Origin of the sequence: Labrys sp. WJW (genome assembly GCF_001676615.1) — a bacterium.
Taxonomy (GTDB): Bacteria; Pseudomonadota; Alphaproteobacteria; order Rhizobiales; family Labraceae; genus Labrys; species Labrys sedimenti.
Window position 1 is genome coordinate 66,990 of record NZ_LYXZ01000012.1, and the last position, 21,790, is coordinate 88,779.

18 protein-coding genes are annotated in these 21,790 nt (G+C 63.8%); 6 read left to right on the forward strand and 12 right to left on the reverse strand.

Going from position 1 to position 21,790, the window contains the following annotated elements; all coding sequences use genetic code 11:
• Positions 1 to 103: 103 nt before the first annotated feature.
• Genes BA190_RS07620 through BA190_RS07630 form a run of 3 tightly spaced genes read right to left on the reverse strand, consistent with a single transcriptional unit; the run spans position 104 to position 2,951 of the window.
• Positions 104 to 1,144, reverse strand: a complete 1,041-nt coding sequence (locus BA190_RS07620) for a DNA polymerase III subunit delta' (protein ID WP_068284883.1) — start codon at positions 1,142 to 1,144, stop codon at positions 104 to 106.
• On the reverse strand, positions 1,141 to 1,788 hold the full coding sequence (gene tmk, locus BA190_RS07625) for a dTMP kinase (RefSeq protein ID WP_068284885.1): 648 nt from the start codon (positions 1,786 to 1,788) through the stop codon (positions 1,141 to 1,143). The genes BA190_RS07620 and tmk overlap by 4 nt, the downstream gene beginning before the upstream one ends.
• A complete protein-coding gene (locus tag BA190_RS07630; RefSeq protein WP_068284886.1) occupies positions 1,785 to 2,951 on the reverse strand; it encodes a D-alanyl-D-alanine carboxypeptidase family protein in 1,167 nt (388 codons plus the stop codon). Before BA190_RS07630 ends, tmk begins: the two co-directional genes overlap by 4 nt.
• Positions 2,952 to 3,073: 122 nt before the next feature.
• Between BA190_RS07630 and BA190_RS07635 the strand changes: the two genes are divergently transcribed.
• From BA190_RS07635 to hspQ, 3 genes are all read left to right on the forward strand, one after another.
• Positions 3,074 to 4,249 carry a UbiH/UbiF family hydroxylase gene (locus BA190_RS07635; protein ID WP_068284937.1) on the forward strand — a complete coding sequence of 392 codons (1,176 nt, stop codon included), beginning with the start codon at positions 3,074 to 3,076 and terminating at the stop codon, positions 4,247 to 4,249.
• Between the two features lie 45 nt (positions 4,250 to 4,294).
• Complete coding sequence (locus BA190_RS07640) at positions 4,295 to 5,215, forward strand: lysophospholipid acyltransferase family protein (protein ID WP_202908439.1); 921 nt, start codon at positions 4,295 to 4,297, stop codon at positions 5,213 to 5,215.
• Between the two features lie 152 nt (positions 5,216 to 5,367).
• Positions 5,368 to 5,718, forward strand: coding sequence for a heat shock protein HspQ (gene hspQ / locus BA190_RS07645; protein ID WP_245197071.1), 351 nt, complete (start codon positions 5,368 to 5,370; stop codon positions 5,716 to 5,718).
• A 99-nt stretch (positions 5,719 to 5,817) separates the two neighbouring features.
• On the opposite strand, the gene BA190_RS07650 is transcribed toward hspQ, so the two are convergent.
• The 3 genes from BA190_RS07650 to BA190_RS07660 form a co-directional block, all read right to left on the reverse strand.
• On the reverse strand, positions 5,818 to 6,504 hold the full coding sequence (locus BA190_RS07650) for an invasion associated locus B family protein (protein WP_068284889.1): 687 nt from the start codon (positions 6,502 to 6,504) through the stop codon (positions 5,818 to 5,820).
• Positions 6,505 to 6,531: 27 nt separating this feature from the next.
• Complete coding sequence (locus BA190_RS07655) at positions 6,532 to 7,272, reverse strand: invasion associated locus B family protein (RefSeq protein WP_068284890.1); 741 nt, start codon at positions 7,270 to 7,272, stop codon at positions 6,532 to 6,534.
• A gap of 311 nt (positions 7,273 to 7,583) precedes the next feature.
• Positions 7,584 to 8,975 carry an MFS transporter gene (locus BA190_RS07660; RefSeq protein WP_068284891.1) on the reverse strand — a complete coding sequence of 464 codons (1,392 nt, stop codon included), beginning with the start codon at positions 8,973 to 8,975 and terminating at the stop codon, positions 7,584 to 7,586.
• Positions 8,976 to 9,188: 213 nt separating this feature from the next.
• Here BA190_RS07660 and BA190_RS07665 point away from each other — a divergent pair, with 213 nt between their 5' ends.
• Positions 9,189 to 10,574, forward strand: coding sequence for a class I adenylate-forming enzyme family protein (locus BA190_RS07665; protein WP_068284892.1), 1,386 nt, complete (start codon positions 9,189 to 9,191; stop codon positions 10,572 to 10,574).
• Positions 10,575 to 10,684: 110 nt separating this feature from the next.
• Here BA190_RS07665 and BA190_RS07670 read toward each other — a convergent pair whose 3' ends face one another.
• Genes BA190_RS07670 through BA190_RS07680 form a run of 3 tightly spaced genes read right to left on the reverse strand, consistent with a single transcriptional unit; the run spans position 10,685 to position 15,582 of the window.
• Entirely contained in the window at positions 10,685 to 11,746 is a 1,062-nt protein-coding gene (locus BA190_RS07670; RefSeq protein ID WP_371260300.1) for a D-TA family PLP-dependent enzyme, read from the reverse strand.
• 18 nt (positions 11,747 to 11,764) lie between these two features.
• Positions 11,765 to 15,289 carry a transcription-repair coupling factor gene (mfd, locus tag BA190_RS07675; protein ID WP_068284895.1) on the reverse strand — a complete coding sequence of 1,175 codons (3,525 nt, stop codon included), beginning with the start codon at positions 15,287 to 15,289 and terminating at the stop codon, positions 11,765 to 11,767.
• Entirely contained in the window at positions 15,286 to 15,582 is a 297-nt protein-coding gene (locus BA190_RS07680) for a succinate dehydrogenase assembly factor 2 (RefSeq protein ID WP_068284896.1), read from the reverse strand. Before BA190_RS07680 ends, mfd begins: the two co-directional genes overlap by 4 nt.
• Before the next feature lie 124 nt (positions 15,583 to 15,706).
• Here BA190_RS07680 and BA190_RS07685 point away from each other — a divergent pair, with 124 nt between their 5' ends.
• Together BA190_RS07685 and recG are read left to right on the forward strand one after the other, a co-directional pair.
• Positions 15,707 to 16,060 (forward strand): DUF488 domain-containing protein, encoded by a 354-nt coding sequence (locus BA190_RS07685; RefSeq protein ID WP_068284898.1) that lies wholly within the window; start codon positions 15,707 to 15,709, stop codon positions 16,058 to 16,060.
• A 340-nt stretch (positions 16,061 to 16,400) separates the two neighbouring features.
• Positions 16,401 to 18,497, forward strand: coding sequence for an ATP-dependent DNA helicase RecG (gene recG / locus BA190_RS07690; RefSeq protein ID WP_068284900.1), 2,097 nt, complete (start codon positions 16,401 to 16,403; stop codon positions 18,495 to 18,497).
• Between the two features lie 122 nt (positions 18,498 to 18,619).
• Here recG and BA190_RS07695 read toward each other — a convergent pair whose 3' ends face one another.
• The 3 genes from BA190_RS07695 to BA190_RS07705 all read right to left on the reverse strand — a co-directional run bounded on the left by BA190_RS07695 (position 18,620) and on the right by BA190_RS07705 (position 21,778).
• Positions 18,620 to 19,252, reverse strand: a complete 633-nt coding sequence (locus BA190_RS07695) for a DUF502 domain-containing protein (RefSeq protein WP_068284901.1) — start codon at positions 19,250 to 19,252, stop codon at positions 18,620 to 18,622.
• A 156-nt stretch (positions 19,253 to 19,408) separates the two neighbouring features.
• Positions 19,409 to 21,235: a glutamine--fructose-6-phosphate transaminase (isomerizing) gene (glmS, locus tag BA190_RS07700; RefSeq protein WP_068284903.1), complete on the reverse strand. Its 1,827-nt coding sequence runs from the start codon at positions 21,233 to 21,235 to the stop codon at positions 19,409 to 19,411.
• Positions 21,236 to 21,349: 114 nt separating this feature from the next.
• On the reverse strand, positions 21,350 to 21,778 hold the full coding sequence (locus tag BA190_RS07705) for a PopZ family protein (RefSeq protein WP_245314611.1): 429 nt from the start codon (positions 21,776 to 21,778) through the stop codon (positions 21,350 to 21,352).
• Positions 21,779 to 21,790: the final 12 nt, after the last annotated feature.

The window sequence follows — 21,790 nt, forward strand, 5'->3', positions numbered from 1 at the left end:
ATTCCTGATGTAGTGCATTTTCGGGGAAAGTTGGGAGACTTTTCGCCGGAAAATGCCTGGGGCGTTTCGCGAGTCGACGCGATTGCGTCTAACGCAAAGCCCTTTAGGCTGCAGAAGCTTCGGCGAGCAAGCCGAGGGTCGCGAGCACGAAAGGTTTGCGGTCGAGATTGTAGGCCTCGACATCACGCGCAGCATGACGGGCCTTCTCCCATACCTCAGCCCAGCGCGCAAGGCGGGCCACGGGTTCACCACGCGCCGCCAGCAGGCGCTGGTGCAGCCATTCGTCGAGGAAGTCGAGCAGGAGCGCGAAATTCTCGTCGCCTGCCTTGTTGGCGCAGCGGTCAGCGAGAGCGTGGGCTGCGGCTACATCGATCCGAGGCAGCTTGGCCAGCAGGTCCGTAAGGGAACGGTGCAGAGATACCCCCTCCCCATCCGCCAGGGTCAAGGCGCGCCTGACGCTGCCCTGCGCCAAGGCAGCGCCTGCAGCCAGCGTCTGCTCGGACAGATCTGGACGCGCCTGTGCCGCGGCCTTGAGGACATCGGCGTCGCCGAGGGGATCGAGCGTGAGTAGCCGGCAGCGCGAGCGAATGGTCGGCAGGAGGCGGGCCGGCTGATGCGAGATCATCAAGAAGAGAACGCGCGGCGGCGGCTCTTCCAGCACTTTGAGCAGGGCGTTGGCGCCCTCACGTGCCAGGTCCTCGGCAGAATCGATAATGGCGATGCGCCACCCCCCTGCCCCGGCGGTGGAGCCGAGGAAACGCACCACGCTGCGGACGTCGTCGACACGAATGTTGGAATAGAACCCCTTGGTCTTGTCGTTGGGAAGGCGACGCAGGATCGCAAGGTCGACATGCGATTGCGATACGATCTGGCGTGCAGCCGTGGTGTCGGCGGCGACAGAGAGGCTCGTTGCATCGCCGAGTTGGTGAGGATCGGGATGGGTGAGCACGAATTTGGCCATGCGATAGGCCAGCGTCGCCTTGCCGATGCCCTCGGGGCCGCCCAGCAGCCAGGCATGATGGATGCGGCCCGAACGATAGGCACTCAGCAGAGCCTGCTCCGCCCGGTCCTGGCCGATCAGATGCGTGGTTTCGCGCGGATGCGGGCTGTCGGCCAGCGTATCGCTTTCGAGGCGTTCGCTCATGCCGACACCTGGGCCGCATCGAGGTTGAGCCTTCTTCGCACCACGCCGAGAATTGCCGCGGCAACCGCATCCTGGGAGGCGGAGGCGTCGACGACGGCGCAGCGACGGGGTTCGAATTCGGCGATGGCCAGAAAGGCCTCGCGCAGCTTCTCATGGAAATTCAGGCTTTCACCTTCGAAGCGATCGATGGCCGTGCCGCGGGACCGGACCCTGGCGAGCCCGTCACGGGCCGGCATATCGAGAATGAACGTGAGGTCTGGCACGGTGGAACCAACCACCACACGCTCGATCGAGCGGATCAGGGCTGGTTCGACCTCGCCCAGCACCCCCTGATAGGCACGGGTCGAATCCATGAAGCGATCGCACAGGACCCACAATCCCCTGGCCAAGGCAGGCCTGATCGTGGTGTTGAGATGGTCATCGCGTGCCGCATAGAACAGAATGGTCTCGGCAAAGGGACCGAAATGCTTGGCGCCGCCGGAAAGCAGAACTTCGCGCAATTCCTCGGCATGCGGCGAGCCGCCGGGTTCGCGAGTCAGCAGGGTCTCGACGCCGAGCGCGTTCAAGGATGCCGCCAGCCGGCGGATCTGGGTGGATTTACCCACGCCCTCGCCGCCTTCGAACGTTATGAACCGGCCCTTCATCGCTTGTCGTGCCCACCCTGTATCAATCCGATGCCAAGTTCGTAGATAGCACCGAATGCGCGTTGGGGAAGACTGCCGACTGGCACATCGGCGGCTGCATACAGGGGAATTTCCAGTGAAACCTGTCCCTCGCGCAGGATCTGGAGCCGGCCGACGGAGGTGTTTTTCTGTACCGGCGCCTCAAGAGGCCCATCATAGAGCAGTCTGGCGCTGAGTTTTTCCGTACCGCTGCTGTCCACCAGCATGGAGACGTCGCGATCGGCCACGACGGGCACGACATTGGCCGTGCCGCCATAGACGGATGCCTCGCCGACAATCTCGCCCTTGGTGAAGACGAGACGCGGGCGGAATGAGTTTTCGGCCCATTCGAGAACGCGTTTGGCTTCCGTTGCCCGTTCGGCATTCGATTGCAGGCCGTGCAGCACCATGATGAAGTGCTGGTCGCCGTGAAGGGCTGAAACGACCACGCCATAGCCCGCCGTGTCGGATGCGCCGGTGACACCGCCATCGACACCCAGGCCCTGTGTGAGCAGGGGATTGCGGTTGGTTTGCCGGATCTTGTTCCAGGTGAAGTCCCGCTCCTGGTAGATGGCATAGATGTCCGGCTCGTTCCGGCGGAGCCAGCCGAGCAGCCGGGCGAGATCTCGCGCCGTGGTCAACTGGGCCGGATCGGCAAAGCCGGTGACATTGCGGAATTGCGTGTGCTGCAAGCCGATCTCGGCGGCCAGCGTGTTCATGCGCGGCACCAGCCCCTCGAGCTGGCCCGTGAGGCCCGCCGACAGCGCCAGGCAGGCATCATTGGCAGCCTGGACCATAACCCCGCGCAGGAGATCATCGACACGCATCCGGCTCCTCACGGCGGCGAACATGGTGGCGCTGCCCGAGGGAGCACCACCCTTGCGCCAGATGTCCTCCGAAATCGGATATTCGGTCTCTCTCGAAGCCTGGCCCTTGCGCAGAGCTTCGGCGACCACGGCGACGGTCATGATCTTGGCCATGGCGGCGGGCTCGACCGGCTTGTCGGCATTCTTGTCGAGCAAGACCGTGCCTGAACCGGTTTCGATCACCAGGGCGATGGGCGCGGTGGTGGTGAACGGTTCCGCACGCAGCGGCGGCACCAGCACAGCGGCCGCCAGAAAGAGCCCGATCACAAAGCTTTTCATCGCCGATGTCCGTTCCGCCCGATATTACCAAATTCACGCGCTCCGGTGCAATTGCGCCTGGTCCGCCGCATCCGGAAAACACGTGACGTCCGCTTCAGAGGGCGTTAATTGCGTTGAGCATCATGCCAGCCAATCGTGAATCAAATTATCGGTCGATCGTCATCGTAGGGGCCGGGCTTGCGGGCCTGGCCTGTGCCGTGGTCCTTGCTGCAAAAGGCTTCAGGACTACCCTGGTCGGCCCGCCCGGCAATGTGGGCGACACACGCACCACCGCCCTGCTCGATGGCAGCATCCAGGCCCTGGCAAGGGCAGGCATCGCGATTGCCGGTCATTCCGAGGCTGCGCCGCTGCGGGTGATGTCCATCGTCGATGCGACCCAGCGGCTCCTGCGGGCCCGCCCTATCGCCTTCAAGGCCGAGGAGATCGGTCTGGAGGCGTTTGGCTGGAACATCCCCAACGGCGCTCTGACCCGGATCCTGCAGGCCCGTCTGCGGGATGCCGGTGTTGAACATCTGCCGGTGCGGGTGCTTGCGGCCGAACCGGGACCAGCCGGTCTCGTTCTCAAGCTCGACGGACAGCCTGATCTGACTGCCGATCTCATCATTGCCGCGGACGGACGCGGCTCGCTCGTGCGGCAGGCTGCCGGGATCGAGACGCGCAGCCATGACTATCCGCAGGTGGCACTGGCCCTCAATCTGAAGATCGGCCGCAGCCATCGCGACATCTCCACCGAGTTCCACACCGAGTCCGGCCCGTTCACACTGGTGCCCCTGCCGGGGCAGCGGGCCAGTCTCGTCTGGGTCGTCTCCCCTGAAAAGGCCGAAGAGTTGCGGGTGCTGGATGATGCCGCCCTGTCCCGGGCCATCGAAATCCGCAGCCACGCCCTGCTCGGCCATGTCGAGGTCGACGGCCGGCGCTCCTTCTGGCCGATGAGTGCGGTCGTGGCGATGACGCAGGCGGTTGGTCGGGTTGCGCTCATCGGCGAGGCCGCCCATGTGCTGCCGCCGATCGGGGCGCAGGGATTCAACCTGACGCTGCGCGACATTGCAGCCCTGGCCAAGGCCCTGGAGGTCGCCCGCGATCCCGGCGATGCCGACGTGATCGAGGCCTATGCCAAGGCAAGGCGGCTCGACATCGGGACCCGCCACTCGGCTGTCGATCTCTTGAACCGCTCCTTGCTGTCCGGGCATTTTCCTCTGCAGGGGCTGCGCGGCCTCGGGCTCTACGCCCTTGAGCGGGTCGCTCCCCTGAGACGAGTGATGATGCGGCAGGGGCTCGCGCGCGCAGCAGAGCATTGAATTCTTCCGGCTTCTGCTATCAATGGCCGGAGGGACGAACAATTCGTGGAAACAGCGGAAGGCATCGTGGCGGGCGGCACGGACGAAAAGGGGGGGCGACGCCGCACGCGGCGGATTAAATACGCCTTCGAATACGGTGCACTGCGTGCCCTTGCCGGCTTGTTGCATATATTACCCATCGACTTCGGCTCATGGGTGATGGGGGCGATTTGGCGCCTCGTCGCGCCGCATCTGCGTCGCCACGAACGTGCCCTTCGTCATCTCGCAGCAGCCTATCCCGAAAAATCGCGCGCCGAGATCGAGGGCATTGCGCGGGCCATGTGGATGCAACTTGGCCGGACCTTCGCGGAAGCACTGATCAGCGAGCGCATCCTCCGGGCCGGCCGCATCGAAGACCGCGCCGGCCATCAGCTCGGTGCGCTGAAAACCTCCGGCAAGGGCAGTGTCTTCGTTTCGCTGCACACTGGCAATTGGGAGCTGGTGATCTATCCGACACTGCTTCACGGTATCAAGGCAGCCGGCGTCTACCAGCGCATGAAGAACCCCAGGGTCGATGATTATGTCACGCTGGCTCGCCGGGACCGCTATCCGCGCGGCCTGTTCCCGAAGGGCAATGACATCGGGCGCAAATTGATGCGCATCGTACGGGAGGGCGGCTCGGTGGCCTTGCTGGCGGATCTGCGTGACCGCCGGGGCATCACGACGCCATTCTTCGGGCGCCCTGCCCCGACCACGCCCTTTCCCGCCTTGCTGGCCCGTAGCACCGATGCCGTACTGCTCGCTGCGCGATGCGTGCGTACCGGCGGCGTGCATTTCTACATCGAGGCTGAGGCCATCGAAGTGCCGCGTACCGCTGACCGCGATGCCGACATTGCCGAAGCGACGCGCAGAATTCATGCCCTGTTCGAGCAGTGGATCCGCGAACATCCCGAACAATGGATGTGGGCACACCGGCGCTGGGGATGACGGCGGGTCACGCCGTCCTCTCTTAATGAAATATTGGACGACTTTGACGAGAATACTGCTATCCTGATAACGGGATAGCAGGTTCGCGCAGTTGTGGCGAACTCGGTATCGCCCGGCTTGCTGGCATCATATTGCAGGCCTGCCGAGCACAGATGACGATTGAACGGCGTATGAATAAAGCGCGGGAAGCAAAGTTCTTTATCGGTCAAGTGGTGCGTCACCGCATCTATCCATTCCGCGGCGTCATCTTCGATGTCGATCCGGAGTTCGCCAATACGGAAGAATGGTGGCAGTCCATTCCGGAAGATGTGCGCCCTTCGAAGGACCAGCCCTTCTATCATCTGTTCGCGGAGAATGAGGAGACTGAATATGTCGCCTATGTCTCCGAGCAAAACCTGGTTATCGACGACAGCGGCAGGCCGGTCCGGAACACGCAGATCGAAGAACTATTCGATCGCGATGACGATGGCGGCTATCGGCTGAAGCCCGGTACGCGGCACTGACAACCGGGCTCGTTGAGCATATCGGCTGCTTCCGTGACCGGTGCGAGGCAGCCACCTTCCGATATGAAAAGGCCGGCCCGAAGGCCGGCCTTTGTCATCTCATTGCGCCGGGGCTGCCGGCGCTGCGGGAGCTGCCGGGGCAGCTGGTGCCGCAGGAGCGGTGCCGCCCTGCTGTTGCTGCTGCTTGCGCTGGGCATCGATCAGGGGCTGGAAAATCGCCTGCAGCTTCTCACCATAGGCCTTCTGCTTGGCGGCATAGCCAGCCTGGTCGATGCCCTGGGCATCGAGGGCCTTGCCGAGGCCGTCCAGCCCGATATCCAGAGAAATAGGCTGCCCCTGGAAGGTGATCGCCTGCACCTTCAGCTTCTTGCCCTTCTTGAGGTTTGCCAGATTGGCGTCGGTCAAGGGCATGTCGGCGATGCAGCTCGGCCCCGTGCAGATGCGATACTTGGCTGTGTCGATGGTCTGGTCATCGACGAGGACGCGGGCTCCCAGCGGCAGCACCACGCCGGCCGGAATGATCACGGTGAGCTTGGGCTTGCCGCCCTTCTCCTGACCGACCTGCGCGGTCATCATCCAGGCAGCCGTCGGCGCCAGAAGGTCACGCACGGTCTGGCAGGTGTCCTTGCCGTCGGGGGTTTTGGCGCAGATCTTGGTCCAGTCCGGCTGGTCGAATTTGGGCAGTTCGGGCTGCTGGCCAGCAGGCTGGGGCTGTTGCTGGGCCAGCGCGGTACCGGCCGACAGGATCAAGGCTGCCGCAGCGCCAGCGATCAGAGAGTTTCGCATAATCTGGATTCCTGTTCCTGGGCGGTCTTATTGAGCAGGCGCCGGATTGGCGTTGAGCTGCTGGCGCGCCTTCTCGGCGGCGTCCTGCAACTGCTGCTGCAGCTTCTTCTGCTCGTCGACGATCGACTGGGGATCGAGAGGCTTGTTGTCGAGTGCCTTGGCGAAGCCCTCGGTGCCCAGGGGCAGCTGGACGCCCTGGTTGGGGGTCTTGAAGGCGATCGCCAGGGTCTTGGAGGAGCGGAGAGCCTTGAGCTGTGCCTCATCGATCGGCAGTTCGACCAGGCAACCCTCGGGAGAGCAGACGGCATATTTGCCGGTGGAGAAGGCGGCATTGTCGAGATAGAGGCCGACACCAGGCTGGATCAGGGCGCCGACCGGCAGGACGAGGCGCAGGATCTGCTTCTTGTCGGTGACGTTCTGCATCAGGATGGCCGTCATCATCGTCTGCCCCGTATCGGAGCGCAGGTCGCGACGGGTCAGGCAGATTTCCTTCTTGGCCTGATCGGCCTGGCACAGCTTCACCCAATCAGGCTGGGAGCTGGAGATGGCGGGCGTGGTTGCGCCTTCCAGGCCGGGAACCGGCTCAGCGGGGGCTGCAGCTGCCGCCGGAGCGGCCGCTGCAGGCTTCTGCGCCGGCTTGGCTGCAGGTGCCTTCGGCTTCGTGGCGGGTGCGGCCGGCTTGGCGGGCGTATCCTGTGCCAATGCGGGTGTCACCGCAAGGCTGAGCGCCGCAAGAGCTGCAGTCGCAAGGAGGCGGAACGACATCATGCAAAATCCTTGGGTCCTAAGTCCGCCGCCGCAACGCGCTGGGCAAGCGCGGGGTGGCAACGCACCGATGGGGCTGAATGTCTCTCATCGCCGACGAAGGCGCCAAGATGACGATTTCGGAAAAGGTCCTTAAACGAAGCGGGCACGGGTTTCCAGCCTCGAAAACGACCTATGGCGACGGTGTCGCAGCTTGTGCATGACAAATTGAAGAAAACGTGACCAGCCTGCCCTATCTGGCACTCGAGTTGCGAAAATTGCGGGGGAGCAAGCCGGCCTGCCTGCATCGGGAAGCGATTCGGTTGCCGTGGACCTCAGCGGCGCCCGCCTTCCCCCGCCAGGGAGGCCTGTTCCCGTTCTTCCTCCGGCCGGGCAGGGGCTTCCTTGTCGGCCGAGCGCCAGACGATCAGACAAAGGATTGCGACCGGCAGGCCGATGGTCGAGGTTGCCGAAAAAAAGACAGGGTAGCCGAAAAGATCGACCATCTTGCCCGACATACCGGCCAGCAACTTACCCGGCAGCGCATAAAGCGAACTCAACAGGGCATATTGGCTGGCGGCAAAGGCCGGTGATGTCAGGGAGGACATGTAGGCCATCAATGCGGTGCCGGCGAAGCCTCCCGCAAAGCTCTCCACGCTCACTGCCAAGGCCAGATAGGTCGAATTCGCCCCCATGGAAGCCAACAGGGCCATGCTCAAATGCGAGGTGGCTGCAGCGATGCCGCCGAAGAGCAGTGACGGCATCAGGCCGAAGCGCCAGATGCAAAAGCCGCCGACGAACGGAGCCGTCAGGCCGATGGCGAAGCCATAAATCTTCGAAATATTGGCGATCTCGGCCTTGGAGAAGCCAAGATCGATATAGAGGGGATTGGACATCACGCCAGCCAAGAAGTCCGGTAGGCGATAGAGTGCGATGAGCAGCATGATCGGCACGAGGACCCAGCCTCGGCGGAGGAAAAGATCGCTCAACGCTTCCTTGTAAGCGATCAGCCAATCGGGCCAACTGGATGCTCTTTGCGGACTGGCAGGCTTGGTGTCGTCGAATACGGAGACGAGCTTGCCCTCGAGTGTTTCCTTCTCGGCGGCAGGTGGGTCCGGCGCAAACAAGGCAGCCAGGATGCCGACGAGCATCAATGCGGCCATCGCACCATAGGCCGCCTGCCAGTCGAAATACTCGGCCAGATAAAGGGCGCCCGCCCCGGCGCATAAGATGCCGACGCGATAGCCGAGCTGGGAGACCGCCAGCATGATGCCCTGACGATCGCGGGGGATGACATTGATGCGCCAGCCGTCGATCACCACGTCCTGGCTAGCGGCGAAGAATGCCGTAACCGTGGTCCAGAATATCGTCATTCCCAGCGAGCTTGCCGGATTGCTGCCGGCAAGGCCGAACAGGCCTAGGATAACGCCCATCTGCGTGATCAGGAGCCAACCGCGCCACCGACCGACCATCCGGCCCAGCACCGGCGGATCGAAGCGCTCCAACAAGGGCGCCCAGAGGAATTTGATGCTGTAGAACAGCGTCGCATAGAACATCAGGCCGATGTCGGTGCGCGTGATCCCGACCTCGCGCAGCCTGGCCGATTGCGTCGAGAACACCAAAAGAAAGGGCAGGCCCGAACTGAAGCCGAGCAACAGCATGAAAGCGAGGCGCTTGTCGGCGGCGATGTCGCGCAGGAGCGTGAGGAATTTCTGACCGGGAATCATGTCTGCGATTATGGATCGCCCGGCCGGGCAGGCCAAATGCTTTGATACCCGAGAGGCCTTATCTGTACCGACATGCGAGCTGACGTCTGCTCAAGGTGTGGATGGCGCCCGCGGATGGGACGACCCGGACCGACAAACCGGCTATGGCTTTGCCTTCATCCGGGGTTACACTCGCCTGGATCTGATTCGTGCCCCGTGAATACCTGAGGCCCCATGACGTCAGACATCACGCTCAGGATTGCCCCCGCTCCCCCTACCCTCGACCAGCTGCTGCGCCTCAGTGCCCAGCGCGGCGGCGATACGCTGGCCCTGGTCGATGCTCCGGATCGCCCGCTCTGGGCCGACGGCGCGCCTCGCCGGCTGACCTGGAACCAGGTCGATGCCGCCGTTTCCGCGGTTGCCGGTCGCTTTTTCGAGATGGGACTGCCGAGCGAGGCGCTGGTCTGCGTGCAGGGGCTCAACGTCACGGATACGTTGATCGCATTGCTCGGCTGCATCCGCGCCGGTCTGGTGGCGGTGATCGTACCGATCGACTTCTCTTCGGCCGAGATCGTCGGCGTCGCGGAGCGCCTGAACGCCAAGGCGATCCTGGCGGCGCGGCGCATGGGCGATGTCCAGCCCCTGCGGTCCCTGCGTCATCTCGTCGATGAGTCCATTGCCGATATTCGCTTCATCGGAGCCTTCGGCGCGGATCTGCCCGGCGGGACGGTCTCGTTCGAAGATTGCATCGGCTATCCGCGCACGGGTGCGATTACCCGCCTGTCGCGGCGCGAGCGTCCTGAGGAAAGCCTGGCGATCATGACGATCGATCGAGGCCCGGAGGGAGATTTTGCCGTCGCCCGCAATCACCGGGAATGGCATGCGGCTGCAGCCATCCTGGTAGCCGAACTCGGCCTGTCGAGAACCTCGCGCCTGCTGTGTCCGATGGCGCCATCAGGGCTTGCCGGGCTTGCCGGCGGCCTTGTGTCATGGCTCAGCACGGGATGCCAGCTCGTCCTGCACCAGGCTTTCGATGCGACGGTCTTTGCCGTTCAGATGACGATGCATGGTGTCACCCATGCCTTGCTGCCCGATGTCGTGCTGCGCGCCGGCCTCGTCGACGGCTTGTTCGACAGCCGCAAGCTCGAGAAGGTCGCAGGCCTTGTGCGCACGCCCCATACAGCCGTCGTTCCGGCCGATGTTCCCTGCTCCGTTCCGCATTTCGCCGTGCTTGGTGAGATCGGCATCGTGCCGATGCGCTCGCTGGAGGATGGCAGGTTCGGGCTCGAAGCCCTGGTCTCGGCTCCGGAAGATACCGCCCTGCCGCTTGTCGAGGCCGGCATCGAGGAAAGCGGCTATCTCGCTCTACGTGGCCAGCAGGTGCCGGGGATCGGTTTCGACGTCAGCGAGCGGGAGGTGTCCTATCCCCTCGGGGCGGAGGGGTGGGTATCGACCTCCTACCCTGCTTCGGGAGCCACGGAGCGAGGCGTCGGCCTCCTTGAGGTCACGGGCGCACGCTTTGGCAAGCCCATGAGCGCACAAGAGGCACCGCAGCTCCATGAGCTTGGCCAAAGTGTCGATACTTCTAAGTCCGGCCAGCCGCTTGCGGGCGCGGCCTGATACCAGACAAAAACGGGCGGATCGATCTCCGGATCGACCCTATGGGAGGCACCGGACGACGTGGTCGGTCCAGCTCCATCTCTCGATGGAGCTGAAGAAACCACTGCTTCCTACCAAACCCGGCCGCGCGCTGCGACAGGCTCGGGACCGATAAGGGTCTCGCCACGGCAAAGGACCACGAAGTCCAGCATATTGGCGACGACGCAGGCGTGATTGGGCACGATGCGCACGCGGTCACCCACGGACAGGTTGATCGGCTGTTCGGTGACCAGCCTGCCGTGCTCCTCCGAGAGCTGGTCGATCGCGATGTCCGGGCGACCGAGGACATGGCCATGGCCCGTCAGGCCGAGCAGGTCGGAGGTCAGGACCTTCGAGCCGGCATCGATAATGGCCCTGTGCGTATCGGGTACCGATACGACGGTGGCAACTACGTTGAGGGCACAATCATCGAAGCCACAGACGCCGCGGGTGACGAGGGAACGGTCATTGTAGACATAGGTGCCCGGCCGGTATTCGGTGACGATGGACGCTTCATGCGCCCGCCACATATCCGGCGATCCACCGCTTGTAATCGTTTCGACAGGAATTCCAAAAGCTTCGATCAGGGATTTCGCTCTTTGCATGAAATCCTGTACCGCGTCGGTGCCACCGACCGGCGGATAGGTCATCAGCCCGCCGAAAGTGAGCTCGGATGATGCCGCGATGCGGTTTGCCAGTTCCGCCGCCGCCTCGGGCGTGGGAACGCCGCAGCGCCGGGCGCCGGTATCGCACTCGACCAGCACGGTCAGCTTGCGCCCCGTTCCCTTCATGGCGGCCGCCAATTCGTCGACGACGGCGGCGCTGTCGGCCACGACGCTGAGACGGATGCGTTCGGAAAGGGCTCGCAGGCGCTCGCGCTTGGCCTCCCCCACCAGATTATAGGTGATCAGGACATCGTCGAGCCCGGTGCCGTCGGTCATGGCATCGGCCTCCGACAGCTTCTGGCAGGTGATGCCGACCGCGCCCTGCTCGACCTGGAAGCGGGCCAGGTGCGGCAGTTTATGCGTCTTGATATGCGGCCGCAGCTTGAGGCCGTGTTCGTCGCAATAGGCCTGGAGCCGCACGATATTGCGCTCGGCGATATCGAGGTCGACCTGGACGAAGGGGGTTTCGACGGAAGAGAGGGAGGGCATTGCCATCGTTGTGTCCGATCAGGCGGCTTTCTTCGTCTCGGCGATGCGAGCGAGATTCTTGAGAATGACGGCCGTGCCCTTGAGCCGGTCGTCGGGCTTGTCGAAATCGCGCTGGAACAGGATGCGCATGTCGGGGCGGACCTTGGCGAAGGAGCCCTGCTCGGCGATGTAGCGCACCAGCCCGTCTGGATTGGCGAAGGCGTTGTCGCGGAAGGAGACCACGACGCCCTTCGGGCCGGCATCGACCTTCTCGACATTGGCGCGCCGGCACAGGGCCTTGATCGACATCAGCTTGAGAAGCTGGTCGACCTCGGCCGGCCGCTCGCCGAAGCGATCGGTGAGCTCGGCGCCGAAAGCGTCGATCTCGGCATCGGTATCCAGCGAGGACAGGCGGCGATAGAGGCTGAGTCGCAATGTCAGGTCCGGCACATAGTCCTCCGGGATCATCACCGGAGTGCCGATGGTGATTTGCGGCGACCACTGTTCCTCGACCTCGGTCTCGACGCCGCCTTCCTTCAGGGCCGCGACCGCCTCTTCCAGCATCTGCTGGTAGAGTTCATAGCCGACCTCCTTGATATGGCCGGACTGCTCGTCGCCGAGCAGGTTGCCGGCGCCGCGGATGTCGAGATCGTGCGAGGCGAGCTGGAAGCCCGCGCCCAGCGTATCCAGCGACTGCAGCACCTTGAGGCGGCGCTCGGCGCCCGGCGTAATGGTGCGGTTGGCCGGCAGGGTGAACAGGGCGTAGGCCCTGGTCTTGGAGCGTCCGACGCGCCCGCGCAGCTGGTAGAGCTGGGCAAGGCCGAACATGTCGGCCCGCCAGACGATCAGCGTGTTGGCGGTGGGAATGTCCAGGCCGGATTCGACGATCGTCGTCGAGAGCAGGATGTCGTATTTACCTTCGTAGAAGGCCGTCATCACGTCTTCGAGCTGGCCGGCGGCCATCTGGCCGTGGCCAATGGCGACCTTGGCCTCGGGTGCGTATTCGTCGAGGAAGGCCTTGGCGTCCGCGATGTCCTCGATGCGCGGCACCACGAAGAAGCTCTGGCCGCCGCGATAGCGTTCACGCATCAGCGCCTCGCGCAGCACCACCGGATCGAAAGGCGTGACGAAGGTGCGCACCGCCAGGCGGTCGACGGGCGGGGTGGCGATGATCGACAATTCGCGCACGCCCGTGAGGGCGAGCTGTAGGGTGCGCGGGATCGGCGTCGCCGAGAGGGTCAGCACATGCACCTCGGAGCGCAGCTGCTTGAGGCGCTCCTTGTGGGCCACGCCGAAATGCTGCTCCTCGTCGATGATGAGGAGGCCGAGATCGCGGAAGGCGATGGTCTTGGCCAGCAAGGCATGGGTGCCGACCACGATATCGACGTCGCCCGAGACCAGGCCTGCCTTGGTCTTGCGAGCCTCGTCAGCGGGAACGAAGCGCGAAAGCTGCGCCACCTTCACTGGCAATCCCTTGAAGCGGTCGGCGAAGGTCTTGGCATGCTGGCGCGCCAGCAGCGTGGTGGGAACCACGACAGCGACCTGCCTGCCCGTCAGCGCGCAAGCAAAGGCGGCGCGCAGCGCCACTTCCGTCTTGCCGAAGCCGACATCGCCGCAGACCAGGCGATCCATCGGGCGGCCAGATGCCAGATCCTCGAGCACCGAATCGATGGCGAATTGCTGGTCCTCGGTCTCGCTATAGGGGAAGCGCGCGGCGAATTCGTCATAGATACCCTGGGCGGGTATCAGCTTCGGCGCCTCGCGCAGGGCACGTGCCGCTGCAATCTTGATCAGCTCACCCGCCATTTCGCGGATGCGCTTCTTCATACGCGCCTTGCGTTCCTGCCAGCCGCGCCCGCCAAGCTTGTCGAGTTGCGCTTCGGCGTCTTCCGAGCCATAGCGCGACAGCAGCTCCAGATTTTCCACCGGCAGGAACAGCTTGTCGCCGCCCGCATAGTGGATTTCGAGGCAGTCATGCGGCGCGCCGACGGCGGTCACCGTCTGCAGGCCGACGAAACGCCCGATGCCGTGCTCGACATGCACGACGATGTCGCCGGGCGACAAGGTGCCGATCTCAGTCAGGAAGTTCTGGGCCCGCTTGCGCTTGGACGCGCGGCGCACCAGGCGATCGCCAAGAACGTCCTGCTCGGAGACGATGGCCAGATCCGCGGTCTCGAAGCCCGTTTCCAGCGGCAGCACGCCGAGGGCGATCTCGCTTTTCGGCAAGGCCAGGGCACGGGCGAAGTCCGGAACTGGCTTGGCTTGGGTGAGGCCGTGATCGGCCAGTACGGCGCCGAGTCTCTCACGCGAACCGTCGGTCCAGCCCGCTACGATAACCCGCTGGCCCTTGCCCTGCAGGGCTCTGATGTGGCGAACCACGGCGTCGAAGACGTTGGCGTCCTCGGCAGCACGTTCCGCTGCGAAATTATGGCCTTGCCGGCCACCGCAGTCGACGATTTCGCGACCGGGCGTTGGAGGAGACGCGAAAGGCGTCAGACGGGCCAAGGCGGCCTCGTCGAGGCGTCGTCGCCATTCCTCGGGCGCGATGTAGAGACGATCCGGCGGCAGCGGCTTGTAAGGGACGCTCTCGCCGGGCTTGCCCAGCACGTCGCGGCGGGCGTCATAGTAGTCCTTGATCTGCGCCAGCCTTTCGCCGGCAGCATCCTCGGCCAGCGCATCGAGCGCGACGGGAACCTCGGGCAGGTAGTCGAACAGCGTGTCGAGCTTGTTGTGGAACAGCGGCAGCCAATGCTCGAGGCCGACATAGCGCCGCCCTTCCGAGATGGCTTCATAAAGCGGGTCGCCGCGGGTCTGGGCGCCGAATTCGGCGAGATAGGCCTGGCGGAAGCGCTTGATCGTCTCGGTGGTGAGCTGGACTTCGCTCATCGGCACGAGGTCGAGCATGCGCAACTGGGTCTGGGAGCGCTGGGTCTCGACGTCGAAGCTGCGAATGGATTCGAGCGTGTCGCCGAAGAAGTCGAGACGCACCGGAATGGCGAGGCCCGGCGGATAGAGATCGAGGATGCCGCCGCGCACCGCATATTCGCCGGTCTCGCGCACCGTGGAGGAGCGCAGATAGCCATTATGCTCCAGCCAGGCGGACAGCCGATCCATGTTGACGGCATTGCCGGGCGCAGCCGAGAGCGATTGGGCGGCGACGAGATCACGGGACGGCACGCGTTGCAGCACGGCATTGACGGTGGTGAGCACGATGCGCGGCTTGTCCCCGCCCCTCGTGGTCGCCAATCGCGACAGCGCGGTCATGCGCCGCGCCACGACGGTGGCATTGGGAGAAACCCTGTCATAGGGCTGGCAGTCCCAGGCCGGAAAACTGATGACGTCAATATCGGGTGCGTAGAACTGGAGGGCCGCTTCCAGCGTAGCGGAGCGCGTGCCGTCGCGCGCGACGTGCAGGAGGGCCGCTGGCCGCTCTCGGGCCTGCGCCACCAGCTTGCGCGCCAAATCGGCGAGCACGAGGCCATCCTGGCCGTCGGCGCAATTGGAGAAAACGAGTTGTCCGCCGGGGCGATTCAGGACTTCGGCGAGTCGATCGGCGGCTTTCATGCAAACATCGGCTTCATGGTGAAATGGTAATCGCGCAGCCGCCGGAACACGGGCGTATCGAATTCGCCTGGTACCGGCTCTTCGTTCCTGATCCAGGCGTAGAGTTCGTGATCGGGGGCATCGATGAGAGTCTCGAAGTCGGCGACTTCTTCCTCGGACAGCTCGACGATGACGGCATCGCAGAAACTGCCCATGATGAGGTCCATCTCGCGAAAACCGCGATGCCAGGCCCGGTAGACGATCCGTCTGCGACGTGGGTCAAGTTCCTCAGAAGTGCGTATCGTTCCGGACATGTTCTCGATCCTGTTGGCTCGCTGTATAGAGAGTAAGAAGCCTTGTGGAAACCATGGATGACCGAAATATCATCCGTGCGGTCAAATTCCCTGGGCGCGGGCTGCGGGGTGACTGGGAGCCGTGATGCCGATCGGATTGAAACGCGCTTATGATCCACCCGCTTCCTCTGACGGCCTGCGCATCCTGGTCGATCGCCTGTGGCCCCGGGGCCTGTCCAAGCCGGAGGCGCATATCGACATCTGGGCCAAGGATGTTGCCCCCAGCCCTGCCCTGCGGCAATGGTTCGGCCACGATCCGGCGAAATGGCAGGAATTTCAGGCCCGCTACGAAAGTGAACTCGCGCACAACAACGAGGCTGTCGTCGCGCTCCGCCGCCTGATCGGTGACAAGGTCGCCACCCTGATCTATGCCGCCAGGGATGCCGAACACACCCATGCGCTGGTAATCGGAGGAATACTGGAGCGCATGCGGGTCTAAGTACGACAATCCGTTTTGTTTTTCTTGCCTTGCCTCGCAATACCCCCTCATCCCCCTGCCGGGACCTTCTCCCGCAAGGGGAGAAGGGGATTAATCTGGTGGGCGGTCACAATTTGAAAGCCATTCCGCTGCGCGCCCTATCTCAGTCCAGTTCCTTCTCCCCTTGCGGGAGAAGGTCCCGGCAGGGGGATGAGGGGGAAATGCAGAGCGCCCAAGCAAACCAAAACACAGGATTGCACGGTGCCGCCACCTGTTCTCTTTCGAGGCAATGCGAACGGTTTCCTTCCTCTGAAACTTGCCTCTTGCCGCCTGCCCGGTCAAAAGAGCCGATGAGGCTTTCATGCGTCCGGCGATTCTGACCCCCCTGTTCGCTTCCGTCTCATCCCTGCCAGGGATCGGGCCGAAGCTGGTGAAGCTGCTCACCCGCCTTCTGGGAGGCGCGGAGCCGGTTGGAGCGCGGGTCGTCGATGCCCTGTTTCACCTGCCGGCCAATGTGCTCGATCGCCGCCGCCGCCCCAAATTGGCGGATGCGCCGATCGGCGAATTGGTAATGGTCGAAGTCATGGTGGAGCGCCATCGGCCCAGCGGTGGCAAGGGCCCCTATCGCGTTTATGTCCATGACGATACGGGTGATCTCACCCTCGTCTTCTTTGCCGCACAGACGAGCTGGATCGAGCATGCCCTGCCGGTCGGCGAGAAGCGCTGGCTGAGCGGCAAGATCGAACTGTTCGACGGCATGCGCCAGATGGTGCACCCCGACCGCATCGTCGATGAGGAAGGGCTCAAATCGCTGCCCCTGGTCGAGCCAGTCTATCCGCTGACGGAAGGGCTCTATCCGCGCCAGATCCAGAAGGCGGCGCAGGAAGCGCTCGCCCGCACCGCCGAGCTCGCCGAGTGGCAGGATCCTGCCTGGCTCAAGGCTCAGCGCTGGCCAGGCTTCCGCGAGGCCCTGGCCGCTCTGCATTCGCCGGAGACACCGCAGGTCGTTGCGCCGGACTCGGCGCCCCGACTGAGGCTGGCTTACGACGAGCTCCTGGCTTCGCAGCTCGCCCTCGCCATGGTGCGCGCCCACAACAAGGCCCTGCCCGGCCTTGCCGTCACCGGAACGGGGGTGATCTCGGCCCGGATCGGGGCCGCCCTGCCCTTCAAGCTCACGGCGAGCCAGGTTACGGCATTGGCCGACATCCGGGCCGACATGGCGACGCCGACCCGGATGCTGCGGCTGCTGCAGGGTGATGTCGGCTCGGGCAAGACGGTGGTGGCCCTGCTTGCCATGGCGACCATGGTGGAAGGCGGCCGGCAGGCGGCGTTGATGGCACCGACGGAAATCCTAGCCCGCCAGCACCTGGCTACCATACAGCCGCTGGCCGAAGCCGCCGGCTTGCGCGTCGGCCTGATCACCGGGCGCGACAAGGCCCGCGAACGTACGCGCATGCAGGCCGCGCTGAAGGATGGCAGTATCGACATCGTGGTCGGCACCCATGCCCTGTTCCAGGAGGATGTCGAGTTTCGCGATCTCGGCCTTGCCATCGTCGATGAGCAGCATCGCTTCGGCGTGCATCAGCGCCTGGCTCTGAGCCGCAAGAATGCCGGTATCGACGTGCTGGTGATGACGGCCACGCCCATTCCGCGCAGCCTGGTGCTGACCTATTTCGGCGACATGGACTCCTCCCAGCTCCGCGAAAAGCCCGCCGGACGCAAACCGGTCGACACGCGCTTGATCTCGCTGGAACGGCTCGATGAGGTGGTGAACGGGTTGGGGCGCCTGCTGCAGACCGGCGCACGGGCCTATTGGGTCTGTCCTCTCATCGCGGAATCCGAGACCCTCGATGTCGCAGCCGCCGAGGATCGCTATGCTCATCTCGTCTCGCTCTTCGGCGACAAGGTCGGCCTGCTGCATGGCCAGATGAAGGGTGCGGCCAAGGACGAGGTGATGGCCCGGTTCGTGGCGGGCGACCTGCGTGTCCTGGTGTCGACCACCGTGATCGAGGTCGGCGTCAATGTGCCGGAGGCGACGGTGATGGTGGTGGAGCATGCCGAGCGTTTCGGCCTCGCCCAGCTCCATCAGCTCCGCGGGCGCATCGGGCGCGGTTCGGACAAATCGACCTGCCTGCTGCTCTACAAGGGCCCGCTTGGGGAAATTTCCCGCAAGCGGCTCGAGATCATGCGCGAGACGGAGGATGGCTTCCGCATCGCCGAGGAGGATCTGAAACTGAGAGGCGAAGGCGACGTGCTGGGCACGCGCCAATCCGGCATGCCCGGCTTCCGGGTGGCCGATCTCGACAGCCATCGCCATCTGCTGGCTCCCGCCAATGACGATGCCAGGCTGGTGCTGGCGCGCGATCCGGAACTGGTCTCGCCGCGCGGCGTCGCCCTGCGGACCTTGCTCTATCTGTTCGAGCGGGATGAAGCCGTGCGTCTGCTACGATCGGGATAGCGTAGGGCGTGTCAGCGACGAAGCCGATATCGCAGCCTGCGCCCGGGAGGACCTTGCGGCCATGCTCGAGACGGCCTGGAACAACGCCCTGATCGAGCCTTGAAGCAAGGGCGTCAGCAAGCTCAGCCTGGCCGCAATTCTTCGGAGACGGTCAACGTCTCGGGTTGGATCAGGCCGGCCGATATCACCAGCTTGGTGGCTTGCTCGACGCTGATGGGCAATTCGATCACCTTTGCCTTCGGCAGCAAGAAGAAGAATCCCGTCGTCGGGTTGGGCGCGCAGGGCATGAAGACCGAAACCCAGGCTTCGCCATTGCCGCCGGGTAGCCTCTCCTCCACCACCGGGCTCGGTTCGGCGGAGATGAACACGATCGACCAGGCGCCCTGGGGGAACTCGACCAGCCCTACTTTCCGGAACGACGTGCCGGATTGCGAGAAGATGGTCGAGAACACCTGCTTGAGAGCCTTGTAGATGCCGCGCACCACCGGCGTGCGGTCGAGCAGCTTCTCGCCGAGGCGCACCAGGGTACGACCCACCAGATTGGCGGTGAAGAAGCCGATCAGGGTAAGGCCGGTGATCGCCACGACCAGGCCGAAGCCCGGGATCTGAAAAGGGAGATAGGTCTCGGGCAGGTAACGCTCAGGAATGAACGGCTTGACCCAGCCGTCGACCCACTGAATGAAAGTCCAGATCAGGTAGAGCGTGATCGCGACCGGCCCGGTGACCACAAGGCCGGTGAGAAAGTAGCTGTGCAAACCGCCAAATCTGCTGACCCGTTGAGGCGGACCGGCAGGTGTCACCGTGTGGGGAGGCGTATCTCGTACCATGTCACGCTTCTAGCACGCCCTTGTCACCGGCTGTCGATGCAAATTTGTGCAACCGGTCCAATCGGGCGGCGCCCGCGGATATTCCTACTCGACGGTGACGCTCTTGGCCAGATTGCGCGGCTGATCAACGTCGGTGCCGATGATCACAGCGGTGTGATAGGCGAGAAGCTGGATCGGAATGGAATAGACCAGAGGCGTCAGGATCGTGGGCATCGAAGGCAGGATGATCGTCTTCAGGGTCGTCATCGCGGCAGCCGCCGCCCCGGCTTCATCGGTCATCAGGATGATGCGGCCGCCACGTGCGGCAACTTCCTGCATGTTCGAGACGGTCTTTTCAAAGATCGTGTCGAAAGGCGCGATCACCACCACCGGCATGGTCTCGTCGATCAGGGCGATCGGGCCATGCTTGAGTTCGCCTGCTGCGTAACCTTCTGCATGTATGTAGCTGATTTCCTTGAGCTTCAGTGCGCCTTCCAAGGAAAGGGGAAAGCTGGTGCCACGGCCGAGATAGAGTACATCCTTGGCCTTGGCGAGGTCCCTGGAAAACGTCTCGATCTCGTGTTCGAGGCGCAGTGCCTCGGCCATCAGGCGGGGCGCCTCGATCAAGGCGTGCACGAGCTCTCTCTCTTCCTCGGCAGACAGCACACCGCGTGCCTTGCCGGCACCGATGGCGAGCCCCGCCAAGGCGGCGAGCTGGCAGGTGAAGGCCTTGGTGGACGCTACACCGATCTCCGGGCCCGCCAAAGTGCGCACCATCACCGAGGCCTCGCGGGCGATGGTCGAGGTGGGCACATTGACGATGGCAAGCGTATGCTGGCCTTGTTCCTTGCAATAGCGCAAGGCTGCGAGCGTATCGGCCGTCTCGCCCGATTGAGACACGAAGATCGAAAGACCTCCCCTGTCGAGAGGCGCTTCGCGGTAGCGGAACTCGGAGGCGACATCGACTTCGACCGGCAGCCGTGCATAACGCTCGAACCAGTATTTGGCGATCATGCCGGCGAAGGACGCCGTACCGCAGGCCGATATGGTGACGCGGTTGAGTTCCTTCCAATCGAAAGGCAAATTCTCGGGCAGTCGGATCGTCTCGCCGACCATGTCGATGAAAGAGGTCAGCGTGTGGGAAACGACCTCGGGCTGTTCATGGATTTCCTTGGCCATGAAATGCCGATGGTTGCCCTTGTCGACGATGGTTGCGGATGCCTGCGATTTCTGGATCGGGCGGTGAACTCGCTTGAAGGCAGCATCGAAGATAGTTGCCGAGCCGTGGGTCAGGGCAACGCTGTCGCCATCTTCGAGATAGGCGATGGTGTTGGTGAAGGGCGCCAGCGCAATGGCGTCCGATCCGAGGAACATTTCGCCCTCGCCATAGCCGATCGCCAGCGGCGAACCCAGGCGTGCGCCGATGAGGAGATCGTCCGCGCCGGCAAAGAGAAAACCCAGCGAGAAGGCGCCGCGCAGGCGCTTGAGGCTGGCATGCACCGCCTCGATCGGCGGCAGGCCGCGGTCGAGCTCGCGGGTGACGAGATGGGCCACGACTTCGGTGTCGGTCTCGCTCTGGAAGCGTGCGCCTTCGGCGCTCAGTTCCTCGCGCAGCTCACGAAAATTCTCGATGATGCCGTTATGAACCACTGCGACTCGAGCGGTGGCGTGCGGGTGGGCGTTCTCCTCGGTCGGCCTTCCATGAGTTGCCCAACGCGTATGACCGATGCCGATCACACCTGCGAGCGGGTCGCGATCAAGCTTGCTTTCGAGATTGCGCAGCTTGCCTTCGGCCCGGCGGCGCATGATGGCTCCGCCTTCGAGCGTGGCGATGCCGGCGGAATCATAGCCGCGATACTCCAAGCGCCGCAGGGCGTCCACCAGAGGCAACGCAACCGCTTCCTTACCCAGAATACCGACAATGCCGCACATACGCCCTACCCTTCATCGATTCGAGACGAACTCTAGACGCGAGGGATTTAGGGCTTCGTGAATGAGGTGAGAAATCAAAATGCCTGACGGTTTGTGACAGAGAGCCTCAGCCCGTCACGATCGCCCGGAAATGCGTTCGATTTCCTGACGCACCAAGCGCTCGACCAGGGACGGCAGATTGGCGTCGAGCCAGGTCTGCAGCATGGGCCTCAGCATCTCCTGCACGACATCTTCGATCGTGCGCGCGTTCTTGGAAAATACCGTATGGTTGAGGGAGGCGAAGGCAGAAGCCGCCTCAGATTGAGGCTCCGCCGAGAGCAGGCCGCCGGCACCCCGCTCCGGGCTGGGGGGCGACGCCGGTTCTTCCCGAGGCAGAGCGGCCGCACTTGGCAGGTCCGCCAACAAAGAAGCCTCGGCGGTGGAACGGCGTCCTGGTTTTGCCGGCGGATCGTCGGAGATGATGCGGCGAATGGAAGTTAGAATCTCGTCCATCGAGGGTTCCTTGAGGGTACGAGGCGGATCTGCCCGCGTAGGTGACGACATCAGGCGACTCCT